Origin of the sequence: Streptomyces sp. NPDC048018 (assembly GCF_043202995.1) — a bacterium.
Taxonomy (GTDB): Bacteria; Actinomycetota; Actinomycetes; order Streptomycetales; family Streptomycetaceae; genus Streptomyces.
Map to the genome: position 1 here is coordinate 1087961 of NZ_JBIDBK010000002.1, position 23367 is coordinate 1111327.

The following is a 23367-nucleotide window of genomic DNA, read 5'->3' on the forward strand; positions in this document are numbered from 1 at the left end:
CCATGACGAACGCCGAGACCGCCCCCTTCCGGTTCTTCTCCCTCCAGGTCGACAGGACGCGGCGGCTCGGCCCGTCCCTCGTCCGCGTCACCTTCACCGGTGCGGACCTGAAGGACTTCGCCTCCGGCGGGCGCGACCAGTCGCTCTCGCTCTTCCTGCCGCACCCCGGCCAGGACGCCCCGGTGCTGCCACCGCTGGACGATCCGGACATGTACGCGATCCTGGGCGCCTACCGGGCCCTGCCGCACGACGAGCGGGCCGTGATGCGCTCGTACACCGTCCGCGCGCAGCGCACCGAGCCCGTGGCCGAGATCGACATCGACTTCGCCGTCCACGCGGCGCCCCCGGCCGCCGGCGCGGCGGGCGTCGGCCCCGCCTGCCGCTGGGCCCAGCACGCGAAGCCCGGCGACCGGGTGGTCGTCCTCGGACCGGCCGTGGCCGACAACACCGGCGTGCGCTTCCGGCTCCCGGAGGACGCCGACTCGGTCCTCATATGGGGCGACGAGACGGCCCTGCCGGCCGTGTCGGCGATCCTGGAGTGGCTGCCGGCCGAGACCCGCGCCCACGTCTACCTCGAAGTCCCCTTCTCCGGCGACCGCACGGAGCCGGTGACCGAGGCCGACGCGACCGTCACCTGGCTGGTCCGCGAGGAGGGCGCGCCCTCCGCCGTCGAGGCGATAGCGGCCGCCGAGCTGCCGGGCGCCGACCCGTACGTCTGGATCGCGGGCGAGTCCGGAGTCGTGAAGGCGCTGCGCCGGCACTTCGTGCGCGAGCGCGGGCTCGACAGGCGGCGGGTCACGTTCGTGGGCTACTGGCGCAAGGGCCTGTCCGAGGACGCCCTGCGCGAGGTCCCGGACGAGACGCAGGAAGAGGCGTAGCAGCCGCCCCGAGGCCCACCGAGCCCCTCCCCCGGGCGCGCCGGTCCACCCCGGGGCCCGCCCAGTCCACCCCGGGGCCCCGCCGAGCCCTCCCCGGGGGTCCGGACCCCCGGCTCCTCCCGAGGCCTTCGGACCATCCGGACCATCCGGACCCACCGGACCCACCGGACCCACCGGACCCCCTCCGGCCCCCGGGCCCCCTGGCCTCTCCCGCCCCCTCGGCTCCTCGCTCCTCGCTCCTCGGCTCCTCGCCCTTCGACTCCTCACCCCCTCGGCTCCTCCAGGGGCCTCCCCACCCCCCCACAGGGCCGACGGCCCCTCAACCCTTCCGGGCTGAGGGGCCGTTGTTGTGTGCGTAGTTAGGTTAGGCTAACCTTACTTTTACGGACTGCGACCGACCGCGACCGACCGCGTACCCCACCCGGAAGGGCCCCCACATGCGCTCCCACCTGCTCAACGCCACGACGGCGGAGTCATATCGACGCTCCGTCACCGAAGGAGTCGAGCGGGTCGCGAGGAAACTCGCCACGACACGCGGCCCGTTCACCGGCGTCACCCCCGCCGGCCTCGCCCCCGTCGTCGACGCCGTCGACCTCGACCGACCGCTCGGGGACGCCTCTGCGGCCCTCGACGAGCTGGAGCAGGTCTACCTCCGCGACGCGGTCTACTTCCACCACCCGCGCTACCTCGCCCACCTGAACTGCCCGGTCGTCATCCCCGCCGTCCTCGGCGAGGCCGTGCTCTCCGCGGTCAACTCCTCCCTCGACACCTGGGACCAGAGCGCCGGCGGCACCCTGATCGAGCGCAGGCTCGTCGACTGGACCGCCGGCCGGATCGGCCTCGGCCCGCTCGCCGACGGCGTGTTCACCAGCGGCGGCACCCAGTCCAACCTCCAGGCGCTGCTGCTCGCCCGCGAGGAGACCGGCACCACCGACCTGACGAAACTGCGGATCTTCGCCTCCGACTGCAGTCACTTCAGCGTCCAGAAGTCGGCCACCCTGCTCGGCCTCGGCCGCGACGCCGTCATCTCGATCCCGGTCGACCGCGACCGCCGGATGCAGTCCGTGGTCCTCGCCGCCGAACTGGAGACCTGCCGCGCCGAGGGCCTGATCCCGATGGCGATCGTCGCCACCGCGGGCACCACCGACTTCGGCTCCATCGACCCGCTGCCCGAGATCGCGGCCCTGGCCGCCGAGTACGGCGCCTGGATGCACGTGGACGCGGCCTACGGCTGCGGGCTGCTCGCCTCCCCGACCCGCCGCCACCTCCTGGACGGCATCGAGCAGGCCGACTCGGTCACCGTCGACTACCACAAGTCCTTCTTCCAGCCGGTGAGTTCCTCGGCCGTCCTGGTCCGCGACGGGTCCACGCTGCGGCACGCCACCTACCACGCGGACTACCTCAACCCGCTCCCCCAGGCTCTCGGCTCCGCTCGAACAGGGGGGACCCCCACGAGGGTCGCCGAGCAGATCCCCAACCAGGTCGACAAGTCCCTCCAGACCACCCGCCGCTTCGACGCCCTCAAACTGTGGATGACCCTGCGCGTCATGGGCGCCGACGGCATCGGCGAGCTCTTCGACGAGGTCTGCGACCTGGCCCGGGCCGGCTTCGAACTGCTCGCCGCCGACCCGCGCTACGACGTGGTCGTCGCACCGCAGCTGTCCACCCTCGTCTACCGCTACATCCCCGAGGCCGTGACCTCGCCCGCCGAGATCGACCGCGCCAACCTCTACGCCCGCAAGGCCCTGTTCGCCTCCGGCGAGGCCGCGGTCGCCGGAACGAAGGTCGACGGCAGGCAGTACCTGAAGTTCACCTTGCTCAATCCCGAGACGACCGTGGCCGACATCGCCGCCGTCCTCGATCTGATCGCCGGCCACGCCGAGCAGTACCTGGGAGAGAACCTTGTCCACGCCTGAGACGACCGGGCCCCACGACTTCATCGGCATCGGGCTCGGTCCGTTCAACCTCGGCCTCGCCTGCCTGACCGAACCGATCGGCGAGCTGAACGGCCTGTTCCTGGAGTCCAAGCCGGACTTCGAGTGGCACTCCGGCATGTTCCTGGAGGGCGCCCACCTCCAGACGCCGTTCATGTCGGACCTGGTCACCCTCGCGGACCCGACCTCGCCGTACTCCTTCCTCAACTACCTGAAGGAGAAGGGCCGGCTGTACTCGTTCTACATCCGCGAGAACTTCTACCCGCTGCGGACCGAGTACAACGACTACTGCCGCTGGGCCGCCGGGAAGCTCTCCTCGATCCGCTTCGGCACGACCGTCACGGGCGTCTCGTACGACGCGGAGTCCGAGCTGTACGCGGTGGCCACCGACGCCGGCCAGACCTTCCGGGCCCGCCGGATCGTGCTCGGCACCGGCACCCCGCCGTACGTCCCCGAGTCCTGCCAGGGCCTCGGCGGCGACCTCATCCACAACTCGCGCTACCTCCCGCACAAGGCGGAGCTCCAGAAGAAGAGGTCCATCACCCTGGTCGGCAGCGGCCAGAGCGCCGCCGAGATCTACTACGACCTCCTGAGCGAGATCGACGTCCACGGCTACCGGCTCAACTGGGTGACCCGCTCCCCGCGCTTCTTCCCGCTGGAGTACACCAAGCTCACCCTGGAGATGACCTCGCCGGAGTACGTGGACTACTTCCACGCCCTCCCCGAGCGGACCCGCTACCGCCTGGAGACCGAGCAGAAGGGCCTCTTCAAGGGCATCGACGGCGAGCTCGTCGACGCGATCTTCGACCTGCTCTACCAGAAGAACCTGGCCGGACCGGTCCCCACCCGGCTGCTCACCAACGCGGCGCTGACCTCGGCCGCGTACGACGAGACGACCCGCAGCTACACGCTGGGCTTCCGCCAGGAGGAGCAGGAGAAGGACTTCCGGCTGGAGACCGAGGGCCTGATCCTCGCCACCGGCTACCGGTACGCCGTCCCCGCCTTCCTCGAGCCGGTCCGCGACCGCCTCCGCTGGGACTCCCGGGGCCGCTTCGACGTGGCCCGCAACTACTCCGTCGACACCACGGGCCGCGGGGTCTTCCTGCAGAACGCCGGTGTGCACACCCACTCGATCACCTCGCCCGACCTGGGCATGGGGGCGTACCGCAACGCCTACATCATCGGCGAGATGCTGGGCTCCGAGTACTACCCCGTCGAGAAGACCATCGCGTTCCAGGAGTTCGCCGTATGACCACCGTCCACATACGTCCGCTCGACCCGCTCCAGGACGCCGAGCTGATCCACCCCTGGGTCACCGACGCCAAGGCGACCTACTGGATGATGCAGGGCTTCCGGCTCCAGGACGTCGAGCGCGAGTACATGGCGATCGCCGCGAACCCGCACCACGACGCCTTCATCGGCCTCGTGGACGGCACGCCCGCCTTCCTGATGGAGCGCTACGACCCCGCCCGGGCCGAGCTGGTCGGGCTGTACGACGCGCAGCCGGGCGACGTCGGCATGCACTTCCTCGTCGCGCCCACCGACACCCCCGTGCACGGCTTCACCCGCACCGTGATCACCGCGGTGATGCGCGAGCTGTTCGCCGACCCGGCCACCGCCCGCGTGGTCGTCGAGCCCGACGTCCGCAACACCGCCGTCCACGCGCTCAACGAGGCCGTCGGCTTCGTGCCCGAGCGGCAGATCCGGAAGCCGGAGAAGAAGGCGCTGCTGAGCTTCTGCACCCGCGCGCAGTTCGAGGCCGCCACGGGAGCCGCCGTATGAGCACCTTCACCGACCCCGTCGCCCACCTCACCCCCGAGCGCTGGGCCGACGCCAACCGCGCCCTGATCCGCAAGGGCCTCGCCGAGTTCACCCACGAGCGGCTGCTCGACCCGCAGGAACTGGGCGAGGGCCGCTATCTGGTGCTGAGCGACGACGGGCGCACCGAGTACCGCTTCACCGCGGACCGCTTCGCCCTCGACCACTGGCAGGTCTACCCGGAGTCGATCAGCCGGCATCGCGGCAGCGAGCAGCTCCCGCTGGACGCCCTGCAGTTCATCACCGAGCTGCGCGGCGCGCTGGGCCTGAGCGACGAGGTCCTACCGGTCTACCTGGAGGAGATCTCCTCCACCCTGTCCGGCACGGCCTTCAAGGCGACCAAGCCGCGCGTGACGGCCGTGGAGCTGGCCCGCTCCGGCTTCCAGGCGATCGAGACCGGGATGACCGAGGGCCACCCCTGCTTCGTCGCCAACAACGGGCGGCTGGGCTTCGGCGTCGACGAGTTCCGCGCCTACGCCCCGGAGGCGGCCGCCCCCGTGCACCTGGTGTGGCTGGCCGCGCACCGCGACCGCACGACCTTCACCGCCGGGGCCGGGATCGACTACGAGACCTTCGTCCGGGCCGAGCTCGGCGACGCGGCCGTCGACGGCTTCGCGGCGGTCCTCGCCGCCCGCGGCCTGGACCTCGCCGACTACCTGCTCGTCCCGGTCCACCCCTGGCAGTGGTGGAACAAGCTGTCCGTCACCTTCGCCGCCGAGGTCGCCCAGCAGCGCCTGGTGTACCTGGGCGAGGGCGCCGACGCCTACCTGGCGCAGCAGTCGATCCGCACCTTCTTCAACACCTCGGACCCGTCCAAGCACTACGTGAAGACGGCCCTGTCCGTCCTCAACATGGGCTTCATGCGCGGCCTGTCGGCCGCCTACATGGAGGCCACGCCGGCGATCAACGACTGGCTGGCCGGTCTCATCGAGGCCGACCCGGTCCTCAAGGCGGCCCGGTTCTCGATCATCCGGGAGCGGGCGGCGGTCGGCTACCGGCACCTGGAGTACGAGGCCGCCACCGACCGCTACTCGCCCTACCGCAAGATGCTGGCCGCGCTGTGGCGCGAGTCCCCGGTACCGTCCCTCGCCGAGGGCGAGCGGCTCGCGACGATGGCCTCGCTGCTGCACCTCGACCACGCGGGCGCCTCCTTCGCGGGCGCCCTGGTCGAGGAGTCGGGGCTCGCGCCGGCGGAGTGGCTGCGCCGCTACCTGGACGCCTATCTGCTGCCGGTGCTGCACTGCTTCTACGCGTACGACCTGGTCTTCATGCCGCACGGCGAGAACGTGATCCTGGTCCTCGACGAGCACGGCGCGGTGTCCCGGGCGATCTTCAAGGACATCGCCGAGGAGATCTGCGTCATGGACCCGGCAGCGGTGCTCCCGCCGGCCGTGGAGCGGATCCGCGCCGAGGTCCCCGAGGACATGAAGCTGCTGTCCGTCTTCACGGACGTCTTCGACTGCTTCCTGCGCTTTCTGGGCGCCACGCTGGCGGCCGAGGGCGTCATCGACGAGGACGACTTCTGGCGCGTGGTGGCGGAGTGCGTGCGGGGCTACCAGGAATCCGTGCCGGAGCTCGCGGACCGCTTCGCGCAGTACGACATGTTCGCGGAGACCTTCGCCCTCTCCGCGCTCAACCGCCTCCAGCTGCGCGACAACAAGCAGATGGTGGACCTCGCGGACCCGTCGGCGGCGCTCCAGCTCGTCGGCGACCTGGTGAACCCGATCGCGCGGTTCGCCTGACGGACCGGGGGCGGGCCCCGGCGGAGACACGGTCCTCCGCCGGGGCCCGCCCCTCCCCCCGCCGTTCAGGCGATCACCCTGTGTCACCGCACGGATCTCTCCGGATACTCTCCGTGCCTGTGGGAGCGTGACCGCGTGACGACACGAATCGCCCGCGGCCTCGCCGGAGCGGCCCTGGTCATGGCACTCGCCGCAGCGTCCGCCTGCGGAGGCGGCGACGAAGAGGGCGACCCGCAAGGGATCACCCCGGACGCGTCGACGACGACCTCGGACCCCGCTCAGGGCGACACCCTGGGCAAGACCTTCCCCGGGAAGGGCGGAGGCGGCCAGGCCGCCCCGGTCCGCGTGCCGACGGCCCCCGTGGGAGAGACGACGGGCGGGAAGGTGAAGGTGCACAACGCCTCCCCCGCCCCCATGAACTTCGACGCTCCGCAGACGGACACCGACGACCCCGACATGGGGGACGCGGCGGCGGACCTCGGCAGCTGCGACGGCACCCTGGCCCCCGGCGCGGAGTGCGCGATGAACCTGCAGTTCACGCCGTACCAGGCGGGCACCTACTCCGGCACCATGAGCTTCGTGACCTCGCAGGGCGAGACGGTCACCGTGCCCTTCTCCGGGGAGGCGGTGAGCAACGCGCCCACGGAGAGCGAGACGTCCGGGCCCACGCCCACCACGGAGCCGACCGGGCCCGAGACGCCGACCGACACCCCGACGGACACCCCGGCCGATCCGTCCCCGTACGAGACCTAGCCAGGGCCCGCCGTCCGGATCAGGCCGGGCCGGGGCCCCGGCCTGATCCGCAGGACCCGGCCCGCCTCATTCGGCGTCCGCCGAGGTGAGCGCCACGCGCACCGTGTCGTCGTCGGGCAGCACGACGGTCATGTGGTCCGCGTACCGCGAGTGGTAGGAGACCAGGTAGAAGCGGGTCGGGGACTTCGCGAGCAGGAGGAACCCGGTGTACCGGTGCCGGTACGGCCCCCTGGCGGTCCCCACGTCGCGGTAGTCGATGTCCTTCGCCTCGTGCATGATCGGGATGCGCGAATAGACGACCACCGGCAGGCTCGTCCGGTTGCCGCTCCTGATGGCCCTCCAGGCGTCAGACTTCCCCGCGTCGGCGACGTACCGGGACAGGCCGAAGAACAGGCTCATGGCCAGCAGCCCGATCAGCAGGGTGCCGCCGGCGGCCCACATCCGGTGGGCGGTCTCCTCGCGCCGGCCCGGATGCTCCACGCTCCACTGGAGACGCTGGTGCACGGAGAAGAACGCCAGGGTGGCCCCCAGCGCCACCACGAGGATGGGGGCGTAGCGGGTGCCCCACCAGCCCGTGGGGAGGACTGCGGGGATCCGCAGCCCAAAGAAGACCGGAAACCCCAGCATCGCCATGAGCAGGCCGACGGCGAGGAACCACCAGCACACCGTGCGACGCCTGCCCTCGTTGCCGGGCCGGGCCAGCACATGGCCGACCCGGCCGAGCACGAGCAGGACGACCAGCCCGCAGACCAGCAGGAACCACACCGGCCCGAAGACCGCCTTCGGACTCTTGGCCAGGTAGGCCTGGACGGAGAGCTGGAGGTCGGACGGCGGCACGCCGAAGGCCGCGTAGTAGGCGTCGGTGTAGACGCTGCCGAAGTAGTAGAGGAGGCCGATGACGGCGGTGCCCGGCGCCACCACGTAGGCCGCCTTGTCGATGAAGGACGCCTTCGGCGGCGCGGACCGCGTCGCCGGCTCGGGCGTGGGCTCCGGTGCGGGCGTGGACCCCGGTGCGGGCGCGGAGTCCGGCGCGGACCTGTCCCCTCGCGGCACGTGCATGCCGCCAGTCTCGGCACCGGCTCCGGACCGTGCACGCAGAGCGCGCCACCTGGCCTACCCGGGCCCCCTTCGGACGAGCCCTACGCAACCGTCCGGTCACCCTGCGTGCCGCGCACCTCACCGGGAGGGCAAGGTGTAGACCAATCGGCCCATCCGAGGGTGTGATCAAGGCCTCCCCTGCCCGAAATCGGGCAGAATTCTTGCATCGAGCCCCGCGCAGCCCTCAGTATTCACGGGTGCTCGATCGCCGCCCGTCGTACGACGACCTCATCGACCACCTGGTGCGCAGCACCGCGCTCCAGCGCGGGGAAGCCTCCCGGGTGGTCCTCGACGTCCTCGCGTACTTCGACGAGTCGACCGAGGACTTCGTGCGCCGCCGTCACCGCGAACTGCAGGCCGGCGGCTCGGTGAACACGGAGATCTTCGAGCGCATCGCGGCCGAACTGCCGCACCGCGCCGTGGCGCCGCCGGAGCTCTCGCTCCGGCAGCTGCGCCGCATCGTCTACGGCTGAGCACACTCACTGACTCGGAGGGTTGACACCTATATGTGCGGAATCGTCGGTTACATCGGCAAGCGCGACGTCGCTCCCCTGCTGCTCGAAGGGCTGCAGCGCCTGGAGTACCGGGGTTACGACTCGGCGGGCATCGTGATCACCAGCCCGAAGGCCGCCGGCCTGAAGATGGTGAAGGCCAAGGGCCGTGTCCGCGACCTGGAGGCCCGCGTCCCCAAGCGCTTCAACGGAACCACCGGCATCGCGCACACCCGCTGGGCCACCCACGGCGCGCCCAGCGACGTGAACTCGCACCCGCACCTCGACCCCGAGAACAAGGTCGCCGTCGTCCACAACGGCATCGTGGACAACGCCGCCGAGCTGCGCGCCAAGCTGGAGGCCGACGGCGTCGTCTTCGCGTCCGAGACCGACACCGAGGTCATCACCCACCTGATCGCCCGCTCCCAGGCCGCCACCCTGGAGGAGAAGGTCCGCGAGGCGCTCAAGGTCATCGAGGGCACGTACGGCATCGCCGTCATGCACGCCGACTTCAACGACCGCATCGTGGTGGCCCGCAACGGCTCCCCGGTCGTCCTCGGCATCGGCGAGAAGGAGATGTTCGTCGCCTCCGACGTCGCCGCCCTGATCGCCCACACCCGCCAGGTCGTCACCCTCGACGACGGCGAGATGGCCACCCTCAAGGCCGACGACTTCCGCACCTACACGACCTCCGGCGCGACCACCACCGCCACGCCCGAGACCGTGGAGTGGGAGGCCGCCTCCTACGACATGGGCGGCCACGACACCTACATGCACAAGGAGATCTCCGAGCAGCCCGACGCGGTCGACCGCGTGCTGCGCGGCCGGATCGACGACCGCTTCTCCACCGTGCACCTGGGCGGCCTGAACCTCGACGCCCGCGAGGCCCGCGGCATCCGCCGGATCAAGATCCTCGGCTGCGGCACCTCCTACCACGCCGGACTCATCGGCGCCGGGCTGATCGAGTCCATGGCCCGCATCCCCGCCGACGCCGAGCCGGCCTCCGAGTTCCGCTACCGCAACCCGGTCGTCGACCCGGACACGCTCTACATCGCCGTCTCCCAGTCCGGCGAGACCTACGACGTGCTCGCCGCCGTCCAGGAGCTGAAGCGCAAGGGCGCCCGCGTCCTCGGCGTGGTCAACGTCGTCGGCTCCGCCATCGCCCGCGAGGCCGACGGCGGCGTCTACGTGCACGCCGGCCCCGAGGTCTGCGTCGTCTCCACCAAGTGCTTCACCAACACGGTGGTGGCCTTCGCGCTGCTCGCCCTGCACCTCGGCCGCATCCGCGACCTGTCCGTCACCGACGGCAAGCGGATCATCGAGGGCCTGCGCAAGCTGCCCGGCCAGATCGAGGAGATCCTCAAGACCGAGGACGAGATCAAGAAGCTGGCCAAGGAGTACGCCGGCGCCCAGTCGATGATGTTCATCGGCCGCGTCCGGGGCTACCCGGTCGCCCTGGAGGCCTCCCTCAAGCTGAAGGAGATCTCCTACATCCACGCCGAGGCCTACCCGGCCTCCGAGCTGAAGCACGGCCCGCTCGCCCTCATCGAGCCGGCCCTGCCGACGGTCGCGATCGTCCCCGACGACGACCTGCTGGAGAAGAACCGCGCCGCCCTGGAGGAGATCAAGGCCCGCAGCGGCCGCATCCTCGCCGTCGCGCACCAGCCGCAGGAGAAGGCCGACCACACCATCGTCGTGCCGAAGAACGAGGACGAGCTGGACCCGATCCTCATGGGCATCCCGCTCCAGCTCCTCGCCTATCACACGGCGCTCGCCATGGGCCGCGACATCGACAAGCCGCGCAACCTGGCCAAGTCCGTCACGGTCGAATAGGCGGCTCCTCGGGCCTGTCCCCCGAGGTCCCGCCCGCCGGGCCTGTCCCCCGGCGGTCGGCCGGACACCGGAGCGGCCCCCGTGCATCCCAGGTGCACGGGGGCCGCTCCTTCATGTGCGGGCCCGCCGGGCCCGCGTGCCGTGGCTCAGCTCGCGGCGGCCGCGCCGCGGCGCGAGCGGGACACGGAGGTCGGCCAGCCCGCGACCGCCGCCGTCGCGCCGTACCAGGCCGCGAGACCGGCGACCGCGGCGATCCAGCCGCCCGCCTTGCCGAGGCCGGAGTTGTCCGCCAGGGCCCCGATCCCCATCAGCAGGAGGGCGACGAAGAGCAGCCCGTACACGCCCTGGCCGAAGAGGCCGCTGCCGCCCGAGGCCATCGTCAGGGTGAGCGCCAGCAGCGCCCACAGCAGCAGGAACAGCCCCGCGGCCTCGGCCGAGCCGCTGTCGCCGACGCCCGTGCCCCAGGTGAACCAGAAGGCGCCGAGCGCCGAATAGGCGGTGCCCTCGGCCGGGTTGCCGGCGCGCAGCGCGAGCAGTCCGACGAGGAAGAGGGCCACGCCGCCGACCCAGGTCGCGAGCCCGGCGGCGTCGGCGCTGCCGACGTGGTCGATCACGCCTGTCGAGCCGACGCCGAAGGCGAGCAGGGTCAGTCCGAGGGCGAGGTGTCCGAGGGTGGAGGTGGTGTTTCCCGCGGCGGCTTCGTTGGACACGGCGGGCTCCCTTCAGGTGGGCAGTTGTGCTGCTTGGGCCACTTTGTTCCGGTGGCCTTTATCTACCCTTCACAAGCGCACAATTCACCTGAGGAAGGCCGAAATTATGGCCTGATCAAGGGAGTTGAGCAGAGACCGCCGTTACGGGATGACGACCACGGGCCGCTGCGCGCGCTTCGCGAGCCGGCCGGCCACCGAGCCGAAGATCCGGCCCACGATGCCGTGCGTCGAACCGACCACGATCGCGTCGGCCGAGTACTCCCGGCCGACCTCCTCCAGCTCGTGGCAGATGTCGCCGCCGCGCTCGACGAGGATCCAGGGCACCTCGGAGAGGTGCTCCGCGCAGGCCAGCTCCAGGCCGAGCACCTCGGTGCGGTGGTCGGGCACGTCGACGAAGACCGGCGGCTCGCAGCCGGCCCACACGGTGGTGGGCAGCCGGTTGGCGACGTGCACGATGATCAGGCCGGAGCCGGAGCGACGGGCCATGCCGATGGCGTAGGCCAAGGCGCGCTCACTGGACATGGAGCCGTCGAAGCCGACGACGACACCGTGCCGGAAGGCCGGGTCGCAGGCGTGGCGTGGCTGTTCCACCGCGAGGGGGTCGACCGTGGAGTCGGCGACGCGCTTGCGGTCCGCGGGTTCGGGGATTTCGTGACCGGCCATCGGTGTCTCGGCGAAGAGGGTCCTCGTGGGAGGGACGGAAAGGACGGGATCGGAACAACGGTTGGCGGCGGAGCTGTGTCCGGGAATCATCTTCCCAAGCCCATACCCCCAAGGGTACGGCGACACTCCTCCCGTGCCCAGAGGCGTCGGAGCCTGCCGTACGGCGTTCCAGGGAGCATGCACGAGCCCCGCGCCGATGCGCAATGCCGGATGTGCCCTACAGGCGTCCTTACGGGGGCCAAACGGACGGCACGCGCAGTGACCGGAAGGTTCCGCTCCTCGTTGCCACAGGTCACGCCACCGTCGCAGGGAGTCCGCCCGTGCCCGCACCGTCGCCCGCAGACACCACCCGCCGCACCGCCTCCGCCGTCTCCCCTTCCGCCGTCTCCCCCTCGGCCGCCGCCCTCGCCTCCGCCGAGACCGTCACCGCCGTCCGCGTACCGCCCGGCGCCGCCCCCGCGGCCCGCCCCCCGGGTGGGCGCGGGCGCCGCAGGGCGGCGGAGCCGGCCGCCGGACCGGTCACGCCGGCCGGGCACCGCGCGCCGGGCGACGCGGCCGCGGACCCGGTGAGCGACCTGGTGCGCTGGGCGGTCTTCTGCTGCGTCCTCGTGCCGGTCGTGCTGCTCGCCTACGGCACCTCCGTGGGCGGGGCGGCCGGTGCGGCGGCGGGTCTCGTCGCGGTGACGGCCGCCTGCCGGGTGCTGCTGCGCCGTTCCGAACGCGGGCGGCTCGCCGAGGCGCGCGAGGGCCGCCACCGGCCGCGCACCCCTCGGGACCACTCGCGGAGTTGACAGGGTCGCACAGCCGATCCCGTATGTTTTCGGCCAAGTTCCCGTCCCCGGCGAGTCCCTGGCCGAACACCGCGCAACCCGCGTAGGTCCAGGCATCGCCGCCCTCGGCCGGGCTTCGCGATCGAACGCTTCACGCCAAGTGCCCATGTCGACAATGTGCCGGAAGGAGAACTTGTCACGCCGGCGCCACGGGACGCAGTAGATTCGATCATGGATACCGAAGACTGGGGTCTCGTGCAAAACCGAGGGGAAACGTGGCACAGCGACACGACCAGGGAGACGCCAACACCGAGGGGGGCTTAGCGTCATGAGCCAGGACTCCGCCGCACCGGAGGCGGCACGGAAGCTGTCCGGGCGCCGCCGTCGCGAAGTCGTCGCGGTACTGCTGTTCAGCGGTGGCCCCATCTTCGAGAGCTCCATCCCGCTCTCCGTTTTCGGCATCGACCGCCAGGACGCGGGGGTGCCGCGCTACCGGCTGCTGGTGTGCGCCGGCGAGGAAGGCCCCCTGCGGACCACAGGCGGGCTCGAACTCACCGCGCCGTACGGCCTGGAAGCGATCAGCCGCGCCGGCACCGTCGTCGTGCCGGCCTGGCGCTCGATCACCTCGCCACCGCCCCCGGAAGCGCTCGAAGCGCTCCGCCGGGCACACGAGGAGGGCGCGCGCATCGTCGGCCTGTGCACCGGGGCGTTCGTCCTCGCCGCGGCAGGCCTGCTCGACGGGCGCCCGGCGACGACGCACTGGATGTACGCGCCGACGCTCGCCAAGCGCTACCCGTCGGTCCACGTGGACCCGCGGGAGCTCTTCGTCGACGACGGCGACGTGCTGACCTCCGCCGGCACGGCCGCCGGGATCGACCTCTGTCTGCACATCGTGCGGACGGACCACGGCACGGAGGCCGCGGGCGCCCTGGCGCGCCGGCTGGTCGTCCCGCCGCGGCGCAGCGGCGGTCAGGAGCGCTACCTCGACAGGTCTTTACCCGAGGAGATCGGCGCCGACCCGCTGGCCGAGGTCGTCGCCTGGGCGCTGGAGCACCTCCACGAGCAGTTCGACGTGGAGACCCTGGCTGCCCGCGCATACATGTCACGGCGGACCTTCGACCGCCGCTTCCGCTCGCTGACCGGCTCCGCGCCGCTGCAGTGGCTGATCACCCAGCGGGTGCTGCAGGCACAGCGGCTCCTGGAGACCTCCGACTACTCGGTCGACGAGGTCGCGGGACGCTGTGGCTTCCGCTCGCCGGTGGCCCTGCGCGGGCACTTCCGGCGCCAGCTGGGGTCCTCGCCGGCCGCCTACCGGGCCGCGTACCGGGCCCGGCGGCCGCAGGGTGAGAGCAGCACCGCCGTGCTCGACGCCATGGTCCCGGCCCAGGCGGGGGCCGTGCCGCGGCGCCCCGGCCACCCCCTGGAGTCCGGCAAGCCGGTGTCGGACGCCTACGCCCCCGGCCGGCCGGCCCTCCCGGGCCAGCGCAGCGCCCCGTAGAGACCGCGCGCGCCACAAGCCGCGCCCCGAGAAACCGAAGGGCCCCCGAGGACACCTCCCAGGGGGCCCTTCGGCCGTTCCCGCCCGCGCCCGTTCTTCGGCCGCGGCACCCCTTCGGCCATAAGGTAGGACGCATGAACGATCGCATGGTGTGGATCGACTGCGAGATGACCGGGCTCTCGCTGACGGACGACGCACTCATCGAGGTGGCCGCACTGGTCACCGACTCGGAACTGAACGTGCTCGGCGACGGCGTGGACATCGTGATCCGCCCGCCGGACGCGGCCCTGGAGACCATGCCCGAGATCGTGCGCCAGATGCACACGGCCTCCGGACTGCTCGACGCGCTCGCCGAGGGCACCACCCTCGCCGACGCGGAGGCCCAGGTCCTCGCCTACATCCGCGAGCACGTCAAGGAGCCCGGAAAGGCTCCCCTGTGCGGGAACTCGGTCTCCACCGACCGCGGCTTCCTCGCCCGGGACATGCCGGCCCTGGAGCAGCACCTCCACTACCGGATCGTCGATGTCTCCTCGATCAAGGAACTGGCCCGCCGCTGGTACCCGAGGGCGTACTTCAACAGTCCGGAGAAGAACGGCAACCACCGGGCGCTCGCCGACATCCGCGAGTCCATCGCCGAGCTCCGCTACTACCGGGAGGCGGTCTTCGTCCCGCAGCCCGGCCCGGACTCGGACACCGCGAAGCAGATCGCGGCCAAGCACGTCGTGACCGGGGACCAGCCGCTCTGAGGCCCGGCGCTCGCGCCCACGGAGCCCCTCGGGGAAACGTGTGCGCGAGCACCCCCTCCGACCCTGTAGACTTCTTCTCGGCCGGTCAGGGAAGCCCTCGGGCAGATGACCGGTCGTGGTGGGTATAGCTCAGCTGGTAGAGCACCTGGTTGTGGTCCAGGATGTCGCGGGTTCGAGTCCCGTTACTCACCCTTGTCGATCAAGGCCCCGGTTCGGACGAACCGGGGCCTTGATCGTTTTCGTGCGGGTCCGTGCCGTCACCCGGTCGGCCCCTCCCTCCCGCAGGGGACGGCGCCTCCTGCCCGCCGGAGCCCCGCGGGCGGAAAAGGGGCGCGCCCCGGACGGGGTGGGGTGGACCGTCCGGGGCGCGCGGTGTGGGGGGACCGGGGGGCTCGCGGCGACGCGCGGCGGCCTCGGCCGCCGGGGCCCGCCGCGGTGGGCGGGACGGCGGCCGGGCGGCCGGCTACCTGTACGCGCCGAAGGCCTTGGTGAAGGCGAGCGGCTGCTGGAGGATCGAGGAGCAGGTCGGGTCGGCGTGGTTCACGGCGCCGGACGCGCACTGCTTGTCGCGGGCGCCGGACCACATCGCCAGCCAGCCGATGCCCTTCGACCGCGCGAAGTCGACGAGCTGGGTGGCGTCGTCGACCGTGAAGACCTCGGAGGAGACGTCGTTCACCCCGATCATCGGGGTGACGGCGACGGCCTTCCAGGCGGCCGCGTCGGACAGGCCGAGGACCCCCTTGATCTGGGCCTGGGTGGCGGTGGCGGCCGAGATGGCGTACTGGCCCATGTCGGCGCTGTAGGCCGGCCCGTAGTCCATCGCCATGATGTTCACGGCGTCCACGCGGACCCCGTTCCGCTTCGCGTCTGCGACCAGGTCGACGCCCGGCTGGGTGAGGCCCTCGGGCATGACCGGCAGGGTGAAGGAGACGTTCAGACCCGGGTGGGACTTCTGGAGCTGGGCGATGGCCTGGGAGCGGCGGGTGTTGGCGGCCGTGTCCGGCAGGGCGGCGCCCTCGATGTCGAAGTCGACCTTGGTGAGCCGGTACTGGTCGATGACCTTGCCGTACGCGGCGGCGAGGGCGGTCGGGGTCGAGCAGTTGAGCGCCAGCTCGTGGCCGGCCGCGCCGCCGAAGGAGACCCGGACGTCGCCGCCCTTGGCCCGCAGGGCGCCGATCTGGGCGGCGACCTTGTCGGAGGCCAGGTCGGTGACGCCGCCCCACAGCGGCGCACAGCTGCCACCGGAGGTGATGAAGGCCAGGTTGAACTCCTTCACGCCGGTCTGGTCGGCGGTGGCGAGGAGGTCGTGGGCCGGGTAGAGCGAGGTGTCGACGTAGGGGGCGAAGCGGGCCGCCCCGACGGGGGCCGTGGTGGTGGTCGGCGTCGGCGACGCGGTCGCGGTCTTCGTCGGGGTGGGCGTGGCGGTCCGGGTGGGGCTCGCGGTGGCGGTGGGGGTCGCGGTCGCGGTGGGCTGCCCGGTGGGGCGGCCGCTCGGGGTCGGGGTGGGCCCGCCGGCCGAGCAGGCGGCCTTGTTGATGAGGCAGTTGACGGGGTCGCCGGCCGCGCCGGAGGCGGAGGTCACGAAGCCGACGGTGACGGACCCGCCGGGGGCGAGCTGCCTGTTCCAGCTCGCGGGCTTCACGGTGACGTGGCGGCCGGAGACGGTGTGCTCGCCGTTCCAGAGCGACGCGATGGCCGTTCCCGCCGGCAGGTCGAACTCCAGGGTCCAGTCGGACTGGGACGCGGAGGTCTCGTTGGTGACGACGTACTGGCCGGTGTAGCCGCCCGTCCAGGAGCTGGTCCTGGTGTAGGCGGCGCCGACGGACGCGGCCTGGGCGGTGCCGGACAGCGCGAAGGCCGCGCCGCCGATCACCGCGACGGCGACGACCGCGCCGACGGCCCTGGTCCTGCCGCTGGTCCTGCGCCGGTGCGAACTGGTGCCCATCGCGTGCCTGCCTCTACGTGCCGGGAGTGGGGGTGCGGCAGCACGCTAGCGACAGGGAAACGGACAAATGGCCACGAGGGGAGCGGGGTTGAGGATTCTTAGGGTCCGCTTAAGGGAGCCATCGGGGCGACGAAAGGTTCACCGCGCACGACGCCGGCCGCGGCGGCCGGAGGGGGTGCGGGCGCCCCGCTCGCCCAGGCCGATCCAGATGCGCACCTCGGTGCCCCCGAGCACCGAGTGCCCGATCCGGACGTCACCGCCGGTCGACTCCGCCATCCGCCGGACGATGTCCAGGCCGAGGCCCGTGGAGCCCGCGCGGCCGCTGCCGGCGCCACGGGCGAGCGCCGCCGCGGGGTCGTGGATGCCGTCGCCCGCGTCGGAGACCAGGATGATCACCGCGTCGTCGCCGTTGTGGAGGTCGACCGAGAAGGCGGTGCCTTCCCGGGTGTGCCGGAAGACGTTGCCGAGCAGGGCGTCGAGCGCGGCGACGAGTTCGGGCCGCGCGACCGGGATGCGTACCGGCCGCTCGACCCCGGCGACGCGCACCTTGCGGCCCTCGTCCTCGGCGAGCGCCGACCAGAAGTCCATCCGCTCGCGCACCACCTCGGCCGCGTCGCAGCCGGCCGCGGCCGCGGTGGCCCGGGTCTGCGGCTTGGCCTCGCGGGCGGTGCGGATGATCGTGTCGACCTCGCGCTCCAGCTGCTCGACGGCGGACCGGGTCTGGTCGGCCGCCGGACCGGAGCCCAGCGAGGCGGCGTTGAGCCGGAGGACGGTGAGCGGGGTGCGCAGCCGGTGCGAGAGGTCGGCGGCCAGCTCCCGCTCGTTGGCGAGCAGCTGCACGACCTGGTCGGCCATCGAGTTGAAGGCGACGGCGGCGGACTTGAGCTCGGGCGGCCCCTCCTCGCGGACCCGGGCGCCCAGCTTGCCCTCGCCCAGTGCGTGGGCGGCGCGGGCGAGCCGCTGGGCGGGCTGGACCATGCGCACGCCGAGCCGGTCGGCGACGGCGACCGAGCCGACGATCAGGGCGACGCCGACCGCGGCGAGGACCAGCCAGGCCGTGGCGACGCCGTTGCTGACCTCGCCCTCGGGGACGAAGAGTTCGACGATCGCGACCTGCCCGGAACTGACGGCGGTGGGCTGCAGCAGCGCGGAACCGCCCGGTACGTCGGCGATGGTGGCCCGGCCGAGCGCCCGGGTGGTGGCCAGGTCCTCGTCGCTCGCCCGCCGGGTGCCGATCTCCTCGCCGCCGCGGCCGGGTTCGCCGGGCGACGGGAGGTGGACGGCGAGGCGGCCCTCGGCGCCGTCGTCGGTGGTCGCGACGGCCCGCTCCAGCTGTTCGCGGTCGGTGGTGATGGCGAGGACCGGGGCGAGACCGGCGGCACGCCGCTCGGCGTTGGAGAACGCGCGGTCGCGGGCCATCTCCTTGACGACCAGACCGAGCGGAACGGCGAACGCGACGACGACCATCACGGTCACCGCCAGCGACACCTTGACCAGGGCCCATCTCACGGCTGGTGCTCCCCCGCACCGGCGGGCGGCTCCAGCTTCACGCCCACCCCGCGCAGGGTGTGCAGATAGCGCGGCCGGGCGGCCGTCTCGCCCAGCTTCCGGCGCAGCCACGACAGGTGGACGTCGATCGTCTGGTCGTCCCCGTACGCCTGCTGCCACACCTCGGCGAGCAGTTCCCTGCGCGACACGACCACGCCCGGCCGTCCGGCCAGGAAGGCCAGCAGGTCGAACTCACGCCGGGTCAGGTCGAGCGCGGTCCCGTCGAGCGCCGCCTGGCGGCGCAGCGGGTCGATGGCGAGCCCGCCGACCCGGAGCTCCCGGGAGGGCGGCGCCTCGCCCGCCGAGGCGCGGGCACGGCGCAGTACGGCCGCCATCCGGGCGGACAGGTGCTCCACGGAGAACGGCTTGGTGAGGTAGTCGTCCGCCCCGTCGTTGAGCAGCCGGACGATCTCCGTCTCGTCGTCGCGGGCGGTCGCGATGATCACCGGGACGTCGGTGATCCCGCGCAGCATCTTGAGCGCCTCGGCCCCGTCCAGATCGGGCAGTCCGAGGTCGAGGATGACCACGTCGAAGCGGAGATGGGCGACCTCGCGCAGCGCCTCCAGGGCCGTGCCGACGCTTCTCACGGTGTGGGAGGCCTCGGTCAGGTGCCGGATGAGGGCGGAGCGCACGAACTGGTCGTCCTCGACCACGAGCACACTTGCCATGGGCGGCACCGTACGCCATCAGGGGGATGGCAGGATGAGCCGGATGCGAAGAGGACTGGTTCACGCGCTGGCGTGGTCGCTCGCCACGGGCGCCGCGGTCACGCTGTCCTGGTGGGGCGTGCACACCGTGCTGGCCGGTACGGTCTACGACCCGCCGCGGGCGCTGCCGATCCCCTCGGTCGCCGCCCCCGACGCCGGCTCGGACCCGCTGACCTCGTCGACTCACAGCCCCGGGTCGCCCTCCGCGACCCCGACGGCCGCCCCGTCCACGGCCCGCCCGACGAGGACGCCGACCACCGCGCCCGCCCACCGGCCCACCGCCCCGGCGACCGCGCCGAGCGGTTCCGGCGAGGGCACGGGGGACACCGGCAGCGTCAAGAGCTACGGCACGGACGGCGGCCGGGCCGTCTTCGACATCGGCCCGTCCTCGGCCGAGCTGGTCTCCGCCACGCCCGGGTCGGGCTGGCAGATGCAGGTGTGGAAGCAGCCCACCTGGATCCGGGTGACCTTCACCAGGGACGGGCGGGAGATCTCCGTCTTCTGCCTGTGGCACGACACCGCGCCCCGCGTGCAGATCGAGGAGCGCTGAGGGGGTGCGGGGTCAGCGGAAGACGGACGCCGGCGGTACGGGCGAGGGCTTGGCGCTCGCGTCGGTGACCGGCGCCGCGCCGCCCGTGAAGTCGGTGAGCGCCCGCCCGTGCTCGACCCGCCCCGGGTGCGGGTCGGTCGCGACCCGCCGGGTCAGCTCGGCCACCGGCAGCTCCCGGTCCGAGGCGAGCAGCACCGCGTTGCCGAAGCGCCGCCCGCGCAGCACGGTCGGGTCGGCGACCAGGGCCAGCTCGGGGAAGACGGTGGCGGCGGTGGCGACCTGGCCGCGCAGATGGGCGAGCGGCGGGCCGTCGGCGAGGTTCGCCGCGTAGAGGCCGCCCGGTCGCAGCACCCGGCGCACCTCTGCCAGGAACTCCGTGCTGGTCAGGTGCGCGGGCGTGCGGGCCCCGCTGAACACGTCGGCGATGATCAGGTCCGCCCAGCCGTCCTGCACCTTGCCGAGCCCGTCACGGGCGTCGGTGGAGCGGACCCGGATGCGGGCGGTGGAGTCGAGCGGCAGCTCCCGGCGGACGAGCTGCACGAGGGGCCCGTCGAGTTCCACGATCTGCTGCGTGGAGCGGGGCCGGGTGGCCGCGACGTACCGGGCGAGGGTGAAGGCGCCGCCGCCGAGGTGCACGACCTGGACCGGCTTGTTCGGCGGGGCGGCGAGGTCGGCGATATGGCCGAGACGCCGCTGGTACTCGAAGGAGAGATACGCGGGATCGTCGAGGTCGACGTGCGACTGCGGAGCGCCATCGATGAGCAGCGTCCACCCGCGGGGGCGCTCCCGGTCGGGTATGAGCTCGGCGAGCCCGCCGTCGACGGTCTCGACGACCGCCACGGCTCCCGCCGCCCGTTCCCGCTGCTTGTTCCTGGCCACGTGCCCCATTATCGGTGCACGCGCGGGACCGGGCTCAGCGGCAGCCGTCGGCCGCCTCGATCAGCCGGGCCGCCTGGCCCAGGGCGGCGCGCAGCACGGCCGGGTCGGTGACCTCGCTGCTGTCGCCGGGCGGCAGCAGCCAGTCGGCCGGACGCGGCGTGGCGCCGTCCGTGCCGGGCAGCTCGGGCAGCTCCGGCAGTCGCAGCCCGCGCCCGTCCGTCCTGGTACAGGCGCTGCCCGGCATGTCCCAGCCCGCCGCGGTGCCGGGCGGCACCAGGAAGCCGAGGGTGTCGCAGGCGCCGTCGTGCAGCACCGCGCCGACCGCCGGTGCGCCGCCGCGGCGCAGGATGTCCACGGCCTCCAGGCCCTGCCGGGCCGGCACGGTCACCAGGTCGCAGTCCACCAGACCGTCGGCCTCGCCCGAGCAGGGGACACCCCCGCCGGCGTGCGGCACGAGGGACGCGCTCGCGTCCTGCGAAGGCATGTGCCGCTCGGTCGACTGCGACGCTCCGGTCTCCACCATGGGACCCCTCCTCGCTCAAGAGGAGACACGTTCCGTCTCTCCGCATGGTTCAACGCCCGTACGCGTCAACGGCTACGGCGGCACGCCGCCGCAAAGGATGGCAGTTCATGGCAGATCGCGTGCGAGATATCCGATTTGTTGCCAAACCCTGCGTACACGGCCGGTCACAGCAGGTACGTTCTTGCCCCGCCGGAACACCGGCAGCACCAGGAGAGGGCTCGGCCATGGCGTTGTCACGGGCAGTTCCCAATCTCGCCTTCCGCAGACTCCGCGGACAGCGCTCGCCGGCGGAGTTCGCCGCGATCGTCCGCCGGGCCGCGCGGGACATCGGCGAGCAGGTCGCATGCGACGCCCGCTACATCGGGCGCGTGGAGGCGGGCGAGATCCGCTGCCCGAACTACGCGTACGAGCGGGTCTTCCTGCACATGTTCCCCGGACTGAGCCTTGCGGACCTGGGGTTCTCGGCGCGGGAGACCGTTCGCGGCCGGCGGCCGGCCGCCGTGGCGGCCGGGGGACCGCCGCCCCTCGCCATCACCACCCGGAACGATGAGGAGAGCGACGTGCTGCGTCGCGCATTCATGACCGGCGGCACCGCCACTCTGGCGACCGCCTCACTGGGCCTCGGCGGCGCCACCGCCGCAGCCGTCATCCCCGCCCCCCGTGGCACCCACCGCGTGGGCGACGCCGAGGTCCGCGCCGTCGAGGACGCCGTACGGCAGATCCGCCTGCTCGACGACCGGCACGGCGCCGAGGGCCTCTACCAGCGCGCCACCCAGCCGCTGCGCACCGCCTACGCCCTGCTCGACGCGGGCGTGGCCGCCCGCCGCTCCACGGCCGACCGGCTGCACCGCGGCGCCGGCGAGCTGGCCATCTCGGTGGGCTGGCTCGCCCACGACTCGGGGCGTCTCGACGACTCCCGCTCGCACTACGCGGAGGCCCTCGCCACCGCGCGCGTGGCCGGCGACGCCGCCCTGGAGGCGCACGCCTTCTGCAACACCTCGTTCCTCGCCCGGGACTGCGGCCGGTACCGGGAGGCGGTCCGGGCCGCGCAGGCCGGACTGCGGGCGGCCCAGCCGCTCGCCTCGTCCCGGCTGCTCGCCCTGCTCAGCCTGCGGGAGGCCGGGGCGTGGGCCGGGCTCGGCGACCGGTCCGCGTGCGCGCAGTCCCTCGGCCGCGCCCACCGGCACTTCGAGCGGGGGCCCGGCGAGAGCGACCCGGAGTGGATGTCCTTCTTCGGCGAGCCCGAGCTGGAGGCCCTGGAGGCCCAGTGCTGGTCGCTGCTCGGCGACCGGTCCCGCGCGGCCCGGCACGCCCAGCGCGCCACGGTCCTGCAGGACCCGCACTTCGCCCGGAACCTCGCCCTCTACCGGGCCCAGCTCGCCGGTGACCTCGCGCACGCGGGCCGCCCCGACGAGGCGGAGGCGGAGGTGCGCCGGGTGGAGTCCTCGCTGGACGGCGTCGAGTCCGCCCGGATCCGCACGATGCTCGCGGAGACCCGGCGGGTCCTCGCCGCGTACTGAGCCGCGTGCCTGGCCGCGTACCCGGGCCGCGCCCCCGGCCGTAACCCCTACTCCAGGTGACCGGTGTCGTTCCAGCGCTCGATCGCCGGATCGCCGTAGGCCCAGCCCAGGACCGACAGGCTGGTCGGGTCGAGGCGGATGCGGGCGGCGAAGGACACGTCCTCGCCGAGCCAGCGGGCGCCGATGGACCGCAGGATGTGCCCGTGGGCGAAGACCAGGACGTCCCGGTCGGCCGAACGGGCCCACTCCACGACCCGGTCCGCCCGCGCCGACAGCTCGGCCAGGGTCTCCCCCTCGGGCACGCCGTCGCGCCAGATGAACCAGTCCGGGCGGCCGGCCTTGATCTCGTCCGGGGTCATGCCCTCGTAGGCGCCGTAGTCCCACTCCATGAGCGCGTCCCAGTTCTCCGCGCGCTCACCGAAACCGGCCAGGTCACAGGTCTCCCGGGCGCGCACCAGCGGGCTGGTGCGCACCTCGACCCCGTCGAGCCCGGCCCACGGGCCCCGCGCCAGGCGCGCGCCGAGCAGCTTGGCGCCGTCGCGGCCCTCGTCGAGGAGGGGGATGTCCGTCCTGCCGGTGTGACGGCCGGACAGCGACCACTCGGTCTGGCCGTGCCGGGCGAGCAGGATGCGCGGTGCCATGAAGGCTCCCTGGTTCTTCAGCGGGGCGGTGTGCGGACTTCTCCTCCATCATCGCCCACGTGAATTCCCGGCGACCTCCGGGCAACCTCCCCCCGCGCCGCGGCGTCCTCCCCCGGTCGG

Annotated in this window: 22 protein-coding genes and 1 tRNA gene; 14 read left to right on the forward strand and 9 right to left on the reverse strand. The window is 72.8% G+C overall.

Features of this window, described 5'->3' with window-relative positions; translation table 11 throughout:
* Positions 1 to 2 precede the first annotated feature (2 nt).
* The 6 genes from ACGF1Z_RS10705 (at position 3) to ACGF1Z_RS10730 (ending at position 7125) form a co-directional block, all read left to right on the forward strand.
* Positions 3 to 878, forward strand: coding sequence for a siderophore-interacting protein (locus tag ACGF1Z_RS10705; protein ID WP_393002138.1), 876 nt, complete (start codon positions 3 to 5; stop codon positions 876 to 878).
* A gap of 437 nt (positions 879 to 1315) precedes the next feature.
* Positions 1316 to 2794: a pyridoxal phosphate-dependent decarboxylase family protein gene (locus tag ACGF1Z_RS10710; protein WP_393002140.1), complete on the forward strand. Its 1479-nt coding sequence runs from the start codon at positions 1316 to 1318 to the stop codon at positions 2792 to 2794.
* Positions 2781 to 4064, forward strand: coding sequence for a lysine N(6)-hydroxylase/L-ornithine N(5)-oxygenase family protein (locus ACGF1Z_RS10715; protein WP_393002142.1), 1284 nt, complete (start codon positions 2781 to 2783; stop codon positions 4062 to 4064). Before ACGF1Z_RS10710 ends, ACGF1Z_RS10715 begins: the two co-directional genes overlap by 14 nt.
* Entirely contained in the window at positions 4061 to 4594 is a 534-nt protein-coding gene (locus tag ACGF1Z_RS10720; protein WP_393002144.1) for a GNAT family N-acetyltransferase, read from the forward strand. Before ACGF1Z_RS10715 ends, ACGF1Z_RS10720 begins: the two co-directional genes overlap by 4 nt.
* Positions 4591 to 6372, forward strand: coding sequence for an IucA/IucC family protein (locus ACGF1Z_RS10725; RefSeq protein ID WP_393002146.1), 1782 nt, complete (start codon positions 4591 to 4593; stop codon positions 6370 to 6372). The genes ACGF1Z_RS10720 and ACGF1Z_RS10725 overlap by 4 nt, the downstream gene beginning before the upstream one ends.
* 135 nt (positions 6373 to 6507) lie before the next feature.
* Positions 6508 to 7125, forward strand: a complete 618-nt coding sequence (locus ACGF1Z_RS10730) for a hypothetical protein (protein WP_393002148.1) — start codon at positions 6508 to 6510, stop codon at positions 7123 to 7125.
* Positions 7126 to 7191: 66 nt separating this feature from the next.
* On the opposite strand, the gene ACGF1Z_RS10735 is transcribed toward ACGF1Z_RS10730, so the two are convergent.
* A complete protein-coding gene (locus ACGF1Z_RS10735; RefSeq protein WP_393002150.1) occupies positions 7192 to 8184 on the reverse strand; it encodes a hypothetical protein in 993 nt (330 codons plus the stop codon).
* A 236-nt stretch (positions 8185 to 8420) separates the two neighbouring features.
* On the opposite strand from ACGF1Z_RS10735, the gene ACGF1Z_RS10740 reads away from it, so the two are divergent.
* Entirely contained in the window at positions 8421 to 8696 is a 276-nt protein-coding gene (locus ACGF1Z_RS10740; protein WP_393002152.1) for a hypothetical protein, read from the forward strand.
* A gap of 33 nt (positions 8697 to 8729) precedes the next feature.
* Positions 8730 to 10547 (forward strand): glutamine--fructose-6-phosphate transaminase (isomerizing), encoded by a 1818-nt coding sequence (gene glmS / locus ACGF1Z_RS10745; RefSeq protein WP_393002154.1) that lies wholly within the window; start codon positions 8730 to 8732, stop codon positions 10545 to 10547.
* A 146-nt stretch (positions 10548 to 10693) separates the two neighbouring features.
* Here glmS and ACGF1Z_RS10750 read toward each other — a convergent pair whose 3' ends face one another.
* Together ACGF1Z_RS10750 and ACGF1Z_RS10755 are read right to left on the reverse strand one after the other, a co-directional pair.
* Positions 10694 to 11257 carry a GPR1/FUN34/YaaH family transporter gene (locus tag ACGF1Z_RS10750; RefSeq protein WP_393002156.1) on the reverse strand — a complete coding sequence of 188 codons (564 nt, stop codon included), beginning with the start codon at positions 11255 to 11257 and terminating at the stop codon, positions 10694 to 10696.
* Positions 11258 to 11398: 141 nt separating this feature from the next.
* Positions 11399 to 11920: a universal stress protein gene (locus tag ACGF1Z_RS10755; protein WP_393002158.1), complete on the reverse strand. Its 522-nt coding sequence runs from the start codon at positions 11918 to 11920 to the stop codon at positions 11399 to 11401.
* A 320-nt stretch (positions 11921 to 12240) separates the two neighbouring features.
* On the opposite strand from ACGF1Z_RS10755, the gene ACGF1Z_RS10760 reads away from it, so the two are divergent.
* The 4 genes from ACGF1Z_RS10760 (at position 12241) to ACGF1Z_RS10775 (ending at position 15125) form a co-directional block, all read left to right on the forward strand.
* Positions 12241 to 12711 carry a hypothetical protein gene (locus ACGF1Z_RS10760; RefSeq protein WP_393002160.1) on the forward strand — a complete coding sequence of 157 codons (471 nt, stop codon included), beginning with the start codon at positions 12241 to 12243 and terminating at the stop codon, positions 12709 to 12711.
* A gap of 307 nt (positions 12712 to 13018) precedes the next feature.
* Complete coding sequence (locus ACGF1Z_RS10765; RefSeq protein WP_393002162.1) at positions 13019 to 14188, forward strand: helix-turn-helix domain-containing protein; 1170 nt, start codon at positions 13019 to 13021, stop codon at positions 14186 to 14188.
* A gap of 134 nt (positions 14189 to 14322) precedes the next feature.
* The gene (gene orn, locus ACGF1Z_RS10770; protein WP_393002164.1) at positions 14323 to 14934 is read left to right on the forward strand and encodes an oligoribonuclease; all 612 of its coding nucleotides are present in this window, start codon (positions 14323 to 14325) and stop codon (positions 14932 to 14934) included.
* Between the two features lie 118 nt (positions 14935 to 15052).
* Positions 15053 to 15125: transfer RNA gene (locus ACGF1Z_RS10775), tRNA-His, on the forward strand.
* Between the two features lie 272 nt (positions 15126 to 15397).
* Here ACGF1Z_RS10775 and ACGF1Z_RS10780 read toward each other — a convergent pair.
* The 3 genes from ACGF1Z_RS10780 to ACGF1Z_RS10790 all read right to left on the reverse strand — a co-directional run bounded on the left by ACGF1Z_RS10780 (position 15398) and on the right by ACGF1Z_RS10790 (position 19095).
* Positions 15398 to 16879 carry a cellulose binding domain-containing protein gene (locus tag ACGF1Z_RS10780; protein ID WP_393002166.1) on the reverse strand — a complete coding sequence of 494 codons (1482 nt, stop codon included), beginning with the start codon at positions 16877 to 16879 and terminating at the stop codon, positions 15398 to 15400.
* 138 nt (positions 16880 to 17017) lie between these two features.
* The gene (locus ACGF1Z_RS10785; RefSeq protein WP_393002168.1) at positions 17018 to 18388 is read right to left on the reverse strand and encodes a sensor histidine kinase; all 1371 of its coding nucleotides are present in this window, start codon (positions 18386 to 18388) and stop codon (positions 17018 to 17020) included.
* The gene (locus ACGF1Z_RS10790; protein WP_393002170.1) at positions 18385 to 19095 is read right to left on the reverse strand and encodes a response regulator transcription factor; all 711 of its coding nucleotides are present in this window, start codon (positions 19093 to 19095) and stop codon (positions 18385 to 18387) included. Before ACGF1Z_RS10790 ends, ACGF1Z_RS10785 begins: the two co-directional genes overlap by 4 nt.
* A gap of 34 nt (positions 19096 to 19129) precedes the next feature.
* Here ACGF1Z_RS10790 and ACGF1Z_RS10795 point away from each other — a divergent pair, with 34 nt between their 5' ends.
* Positions 19130 to 19684 (forward strand): hypothetical protein, encoded by a 555-nt coding sequence (locus ACGF1Z_RS10795; RefSeq protein WP_393002172.1) that lies wholly within the window; start codon positions 19130 to 19132, stop codon positions 19682 to 19684.
* A gap of 12 nt (positions 19685 to 19696) precedes the next feature.
* On the opposite strand, the gene ACGF1Z_RS10800 is transcribed toward ACGF1Z_RS10795, so the two are convergent.
* Positions 19697 to 20563: a spermidine synthase gene (locus ACGF1Z_RS10800; protein ID WP_393002174.1), complete on the reverse strand. Its 867-nt coding sequence runs from the start codon at positions 20561 to 20563 to the stop codon at positions 19697 to 19699.
* Positions 20564 to 20597: 34 nt separating this feature from the next.
* Positions 20598 to 21086, reverse strand: coding sequence for a hypothetical protein (locus tag ACGF1Z_RS10805; RefSeq protein ID WP_393002176.1), 489 nt, complete (start codon positions 21084 to 21086; stop codon positions 20598 to 20600).
* Positions 21087 to 21310: 224 nt separating this feature from the next.
* Here ACGF1Z_RS10805 and ACGF1Z_RS10810 point away from each other — a divergent pair, with 224 nt between their 5' ends.
* A complete protein-coding gene (locus ACGF1Z_RS10810) occupies positions 21311 to 22606 on the forward strand; it encodes a tetratricopeptide repeat protein (RefSeq protein ID WP_393002178.1) in 1296 nt (431 codons plus the stop codon).
* Between the two features lie 47 nt (positions 22607 to 22653).
* Here the strand turns inward: ACGF1Z_RS10810 and ACGF1Z_RS10815 are convergent, their stop codons facing one another.
* Positions 22654 to 23247 (reverse strand): histidine phosphatase family protein, encoded by a 594-nt coding sequence (locus ACGF1Z_RS10815; RefSeq protein ID WP_393002180.1) that lies wholly within the window; start codon positions 23245 to 23247, stop codon positions 22654 to 22656.
* Positions 23248 to 23367 lie beyond the last annotated feature (120 nt).

Bases quoted from the DNA above. Each gene is read 5' to 3' on its own strand.
- ACGF1Z_RS10705 (WP_393002138.1), top strand. From the start codon at position 3: ATGACGAACGCCGAGACCGCCCCCTTCCGGTTCTTCTCCCTCCAGGTC.
- ACGF1Z_RS10710 (WP_393002140.1), top strand. From the start codon at position 1,316: ATGCGCTCCCACCTGCTCAACGCCACGACGGCGGAGTCATATCGACGC.
- ACGF1Z_RS10720 (WP_393002144.1), top strand. From the start codon at position 4,061: ATGACCACCGTCCACATACGTCCGCTCGACCCGCTCCAGGACGCCGAG.
- ACGF1Z_RS10725 (WP_393002146.1), top strand. From the start codon at position 4,591: ATGAGCACCTTCACCGACCCCGTCGCCCACCTCACCCCCGAGCGCTGG.
- ACGF1Z_RS10735 (WP_393002150.1), bottom strand. From the start codon at position 8,184: ATGCACGTGCCGCGAGGGGACAGGTCCGCGCCGGACTCCGCGCCCGCA.
- glmS (WP_393002154.1), top strand. From the start codon at position 8,730: ATGTGCGGAATCGTCGGTTACATCGGCAAGCGCGACGTCGCTCCCCTG.
- ACGF1Z_RS10755 (WP_393002158.1), bottom strand. From the start codon at position 11,920: ATGGCCGGTCACGAAATCCCCGAACCCGCGGACCGCAAGCGCGTCGCC.
- ACGF1Z_RS10765 (WP_393002162.1), top strand. From the start codon at position 13,019: ATGAGCCAGGACTCCGCCGCACCGGAGGCGGCACGGAAGCTGTCCGGG.
- orn (WP_393002164.1), top strand. From the start codon at position 14,323: ATGAACGATCGCATGGTGTGGATCGACTGCGAGATGACCGGGCTCTCG.
- ACGF1Z_RS10780 (WP_393002166.1), bottom strand. From the start codon at position 16,879: ATGGGCACCAGTTCGCACCGGCGCAGGACCAGCGGCAGGACCAGGGCC.
- ACGF1Z_RS10790 (WP_393002170.1), bottom strand. From the start codon at position 19,095: ATGGCAAGTGTGCTCGTGGTCGAGGACGACCAGTTCGTGCGCTCCGCC.
- ACGF1Z_RS10795 (WP_393002172.1), top strand. From the start codon at position 19,130: ATGAGCCGGATGCGAAGAGGACTGGTTCACGCGCTGGCGTGGTCGCTC.
- ACGF1Z_RS10805 (WP_393002176.1), bottom strand. From the start codon at position 21,086: ATGGTGGAGACCGGAGCGTCGCAGTCGACCGAGCGGCACATGCCTTCG.
- ACGF1Z_RS10810 (WP_393002178.1), top strand. From the start codon at position 21,311: ATGGCGTTGTCACGGGCAGTTCCCAATCTCGCCTTCCGCAGACTCCGC.
- ACGF1Z_RS10815 (WP_393002180.1), bottom strand. From the start codon at position 23,247: ATGGCACCGCGCATCCTGCTCGCCCGGCACGGCCAGACCGAGTGGTCG.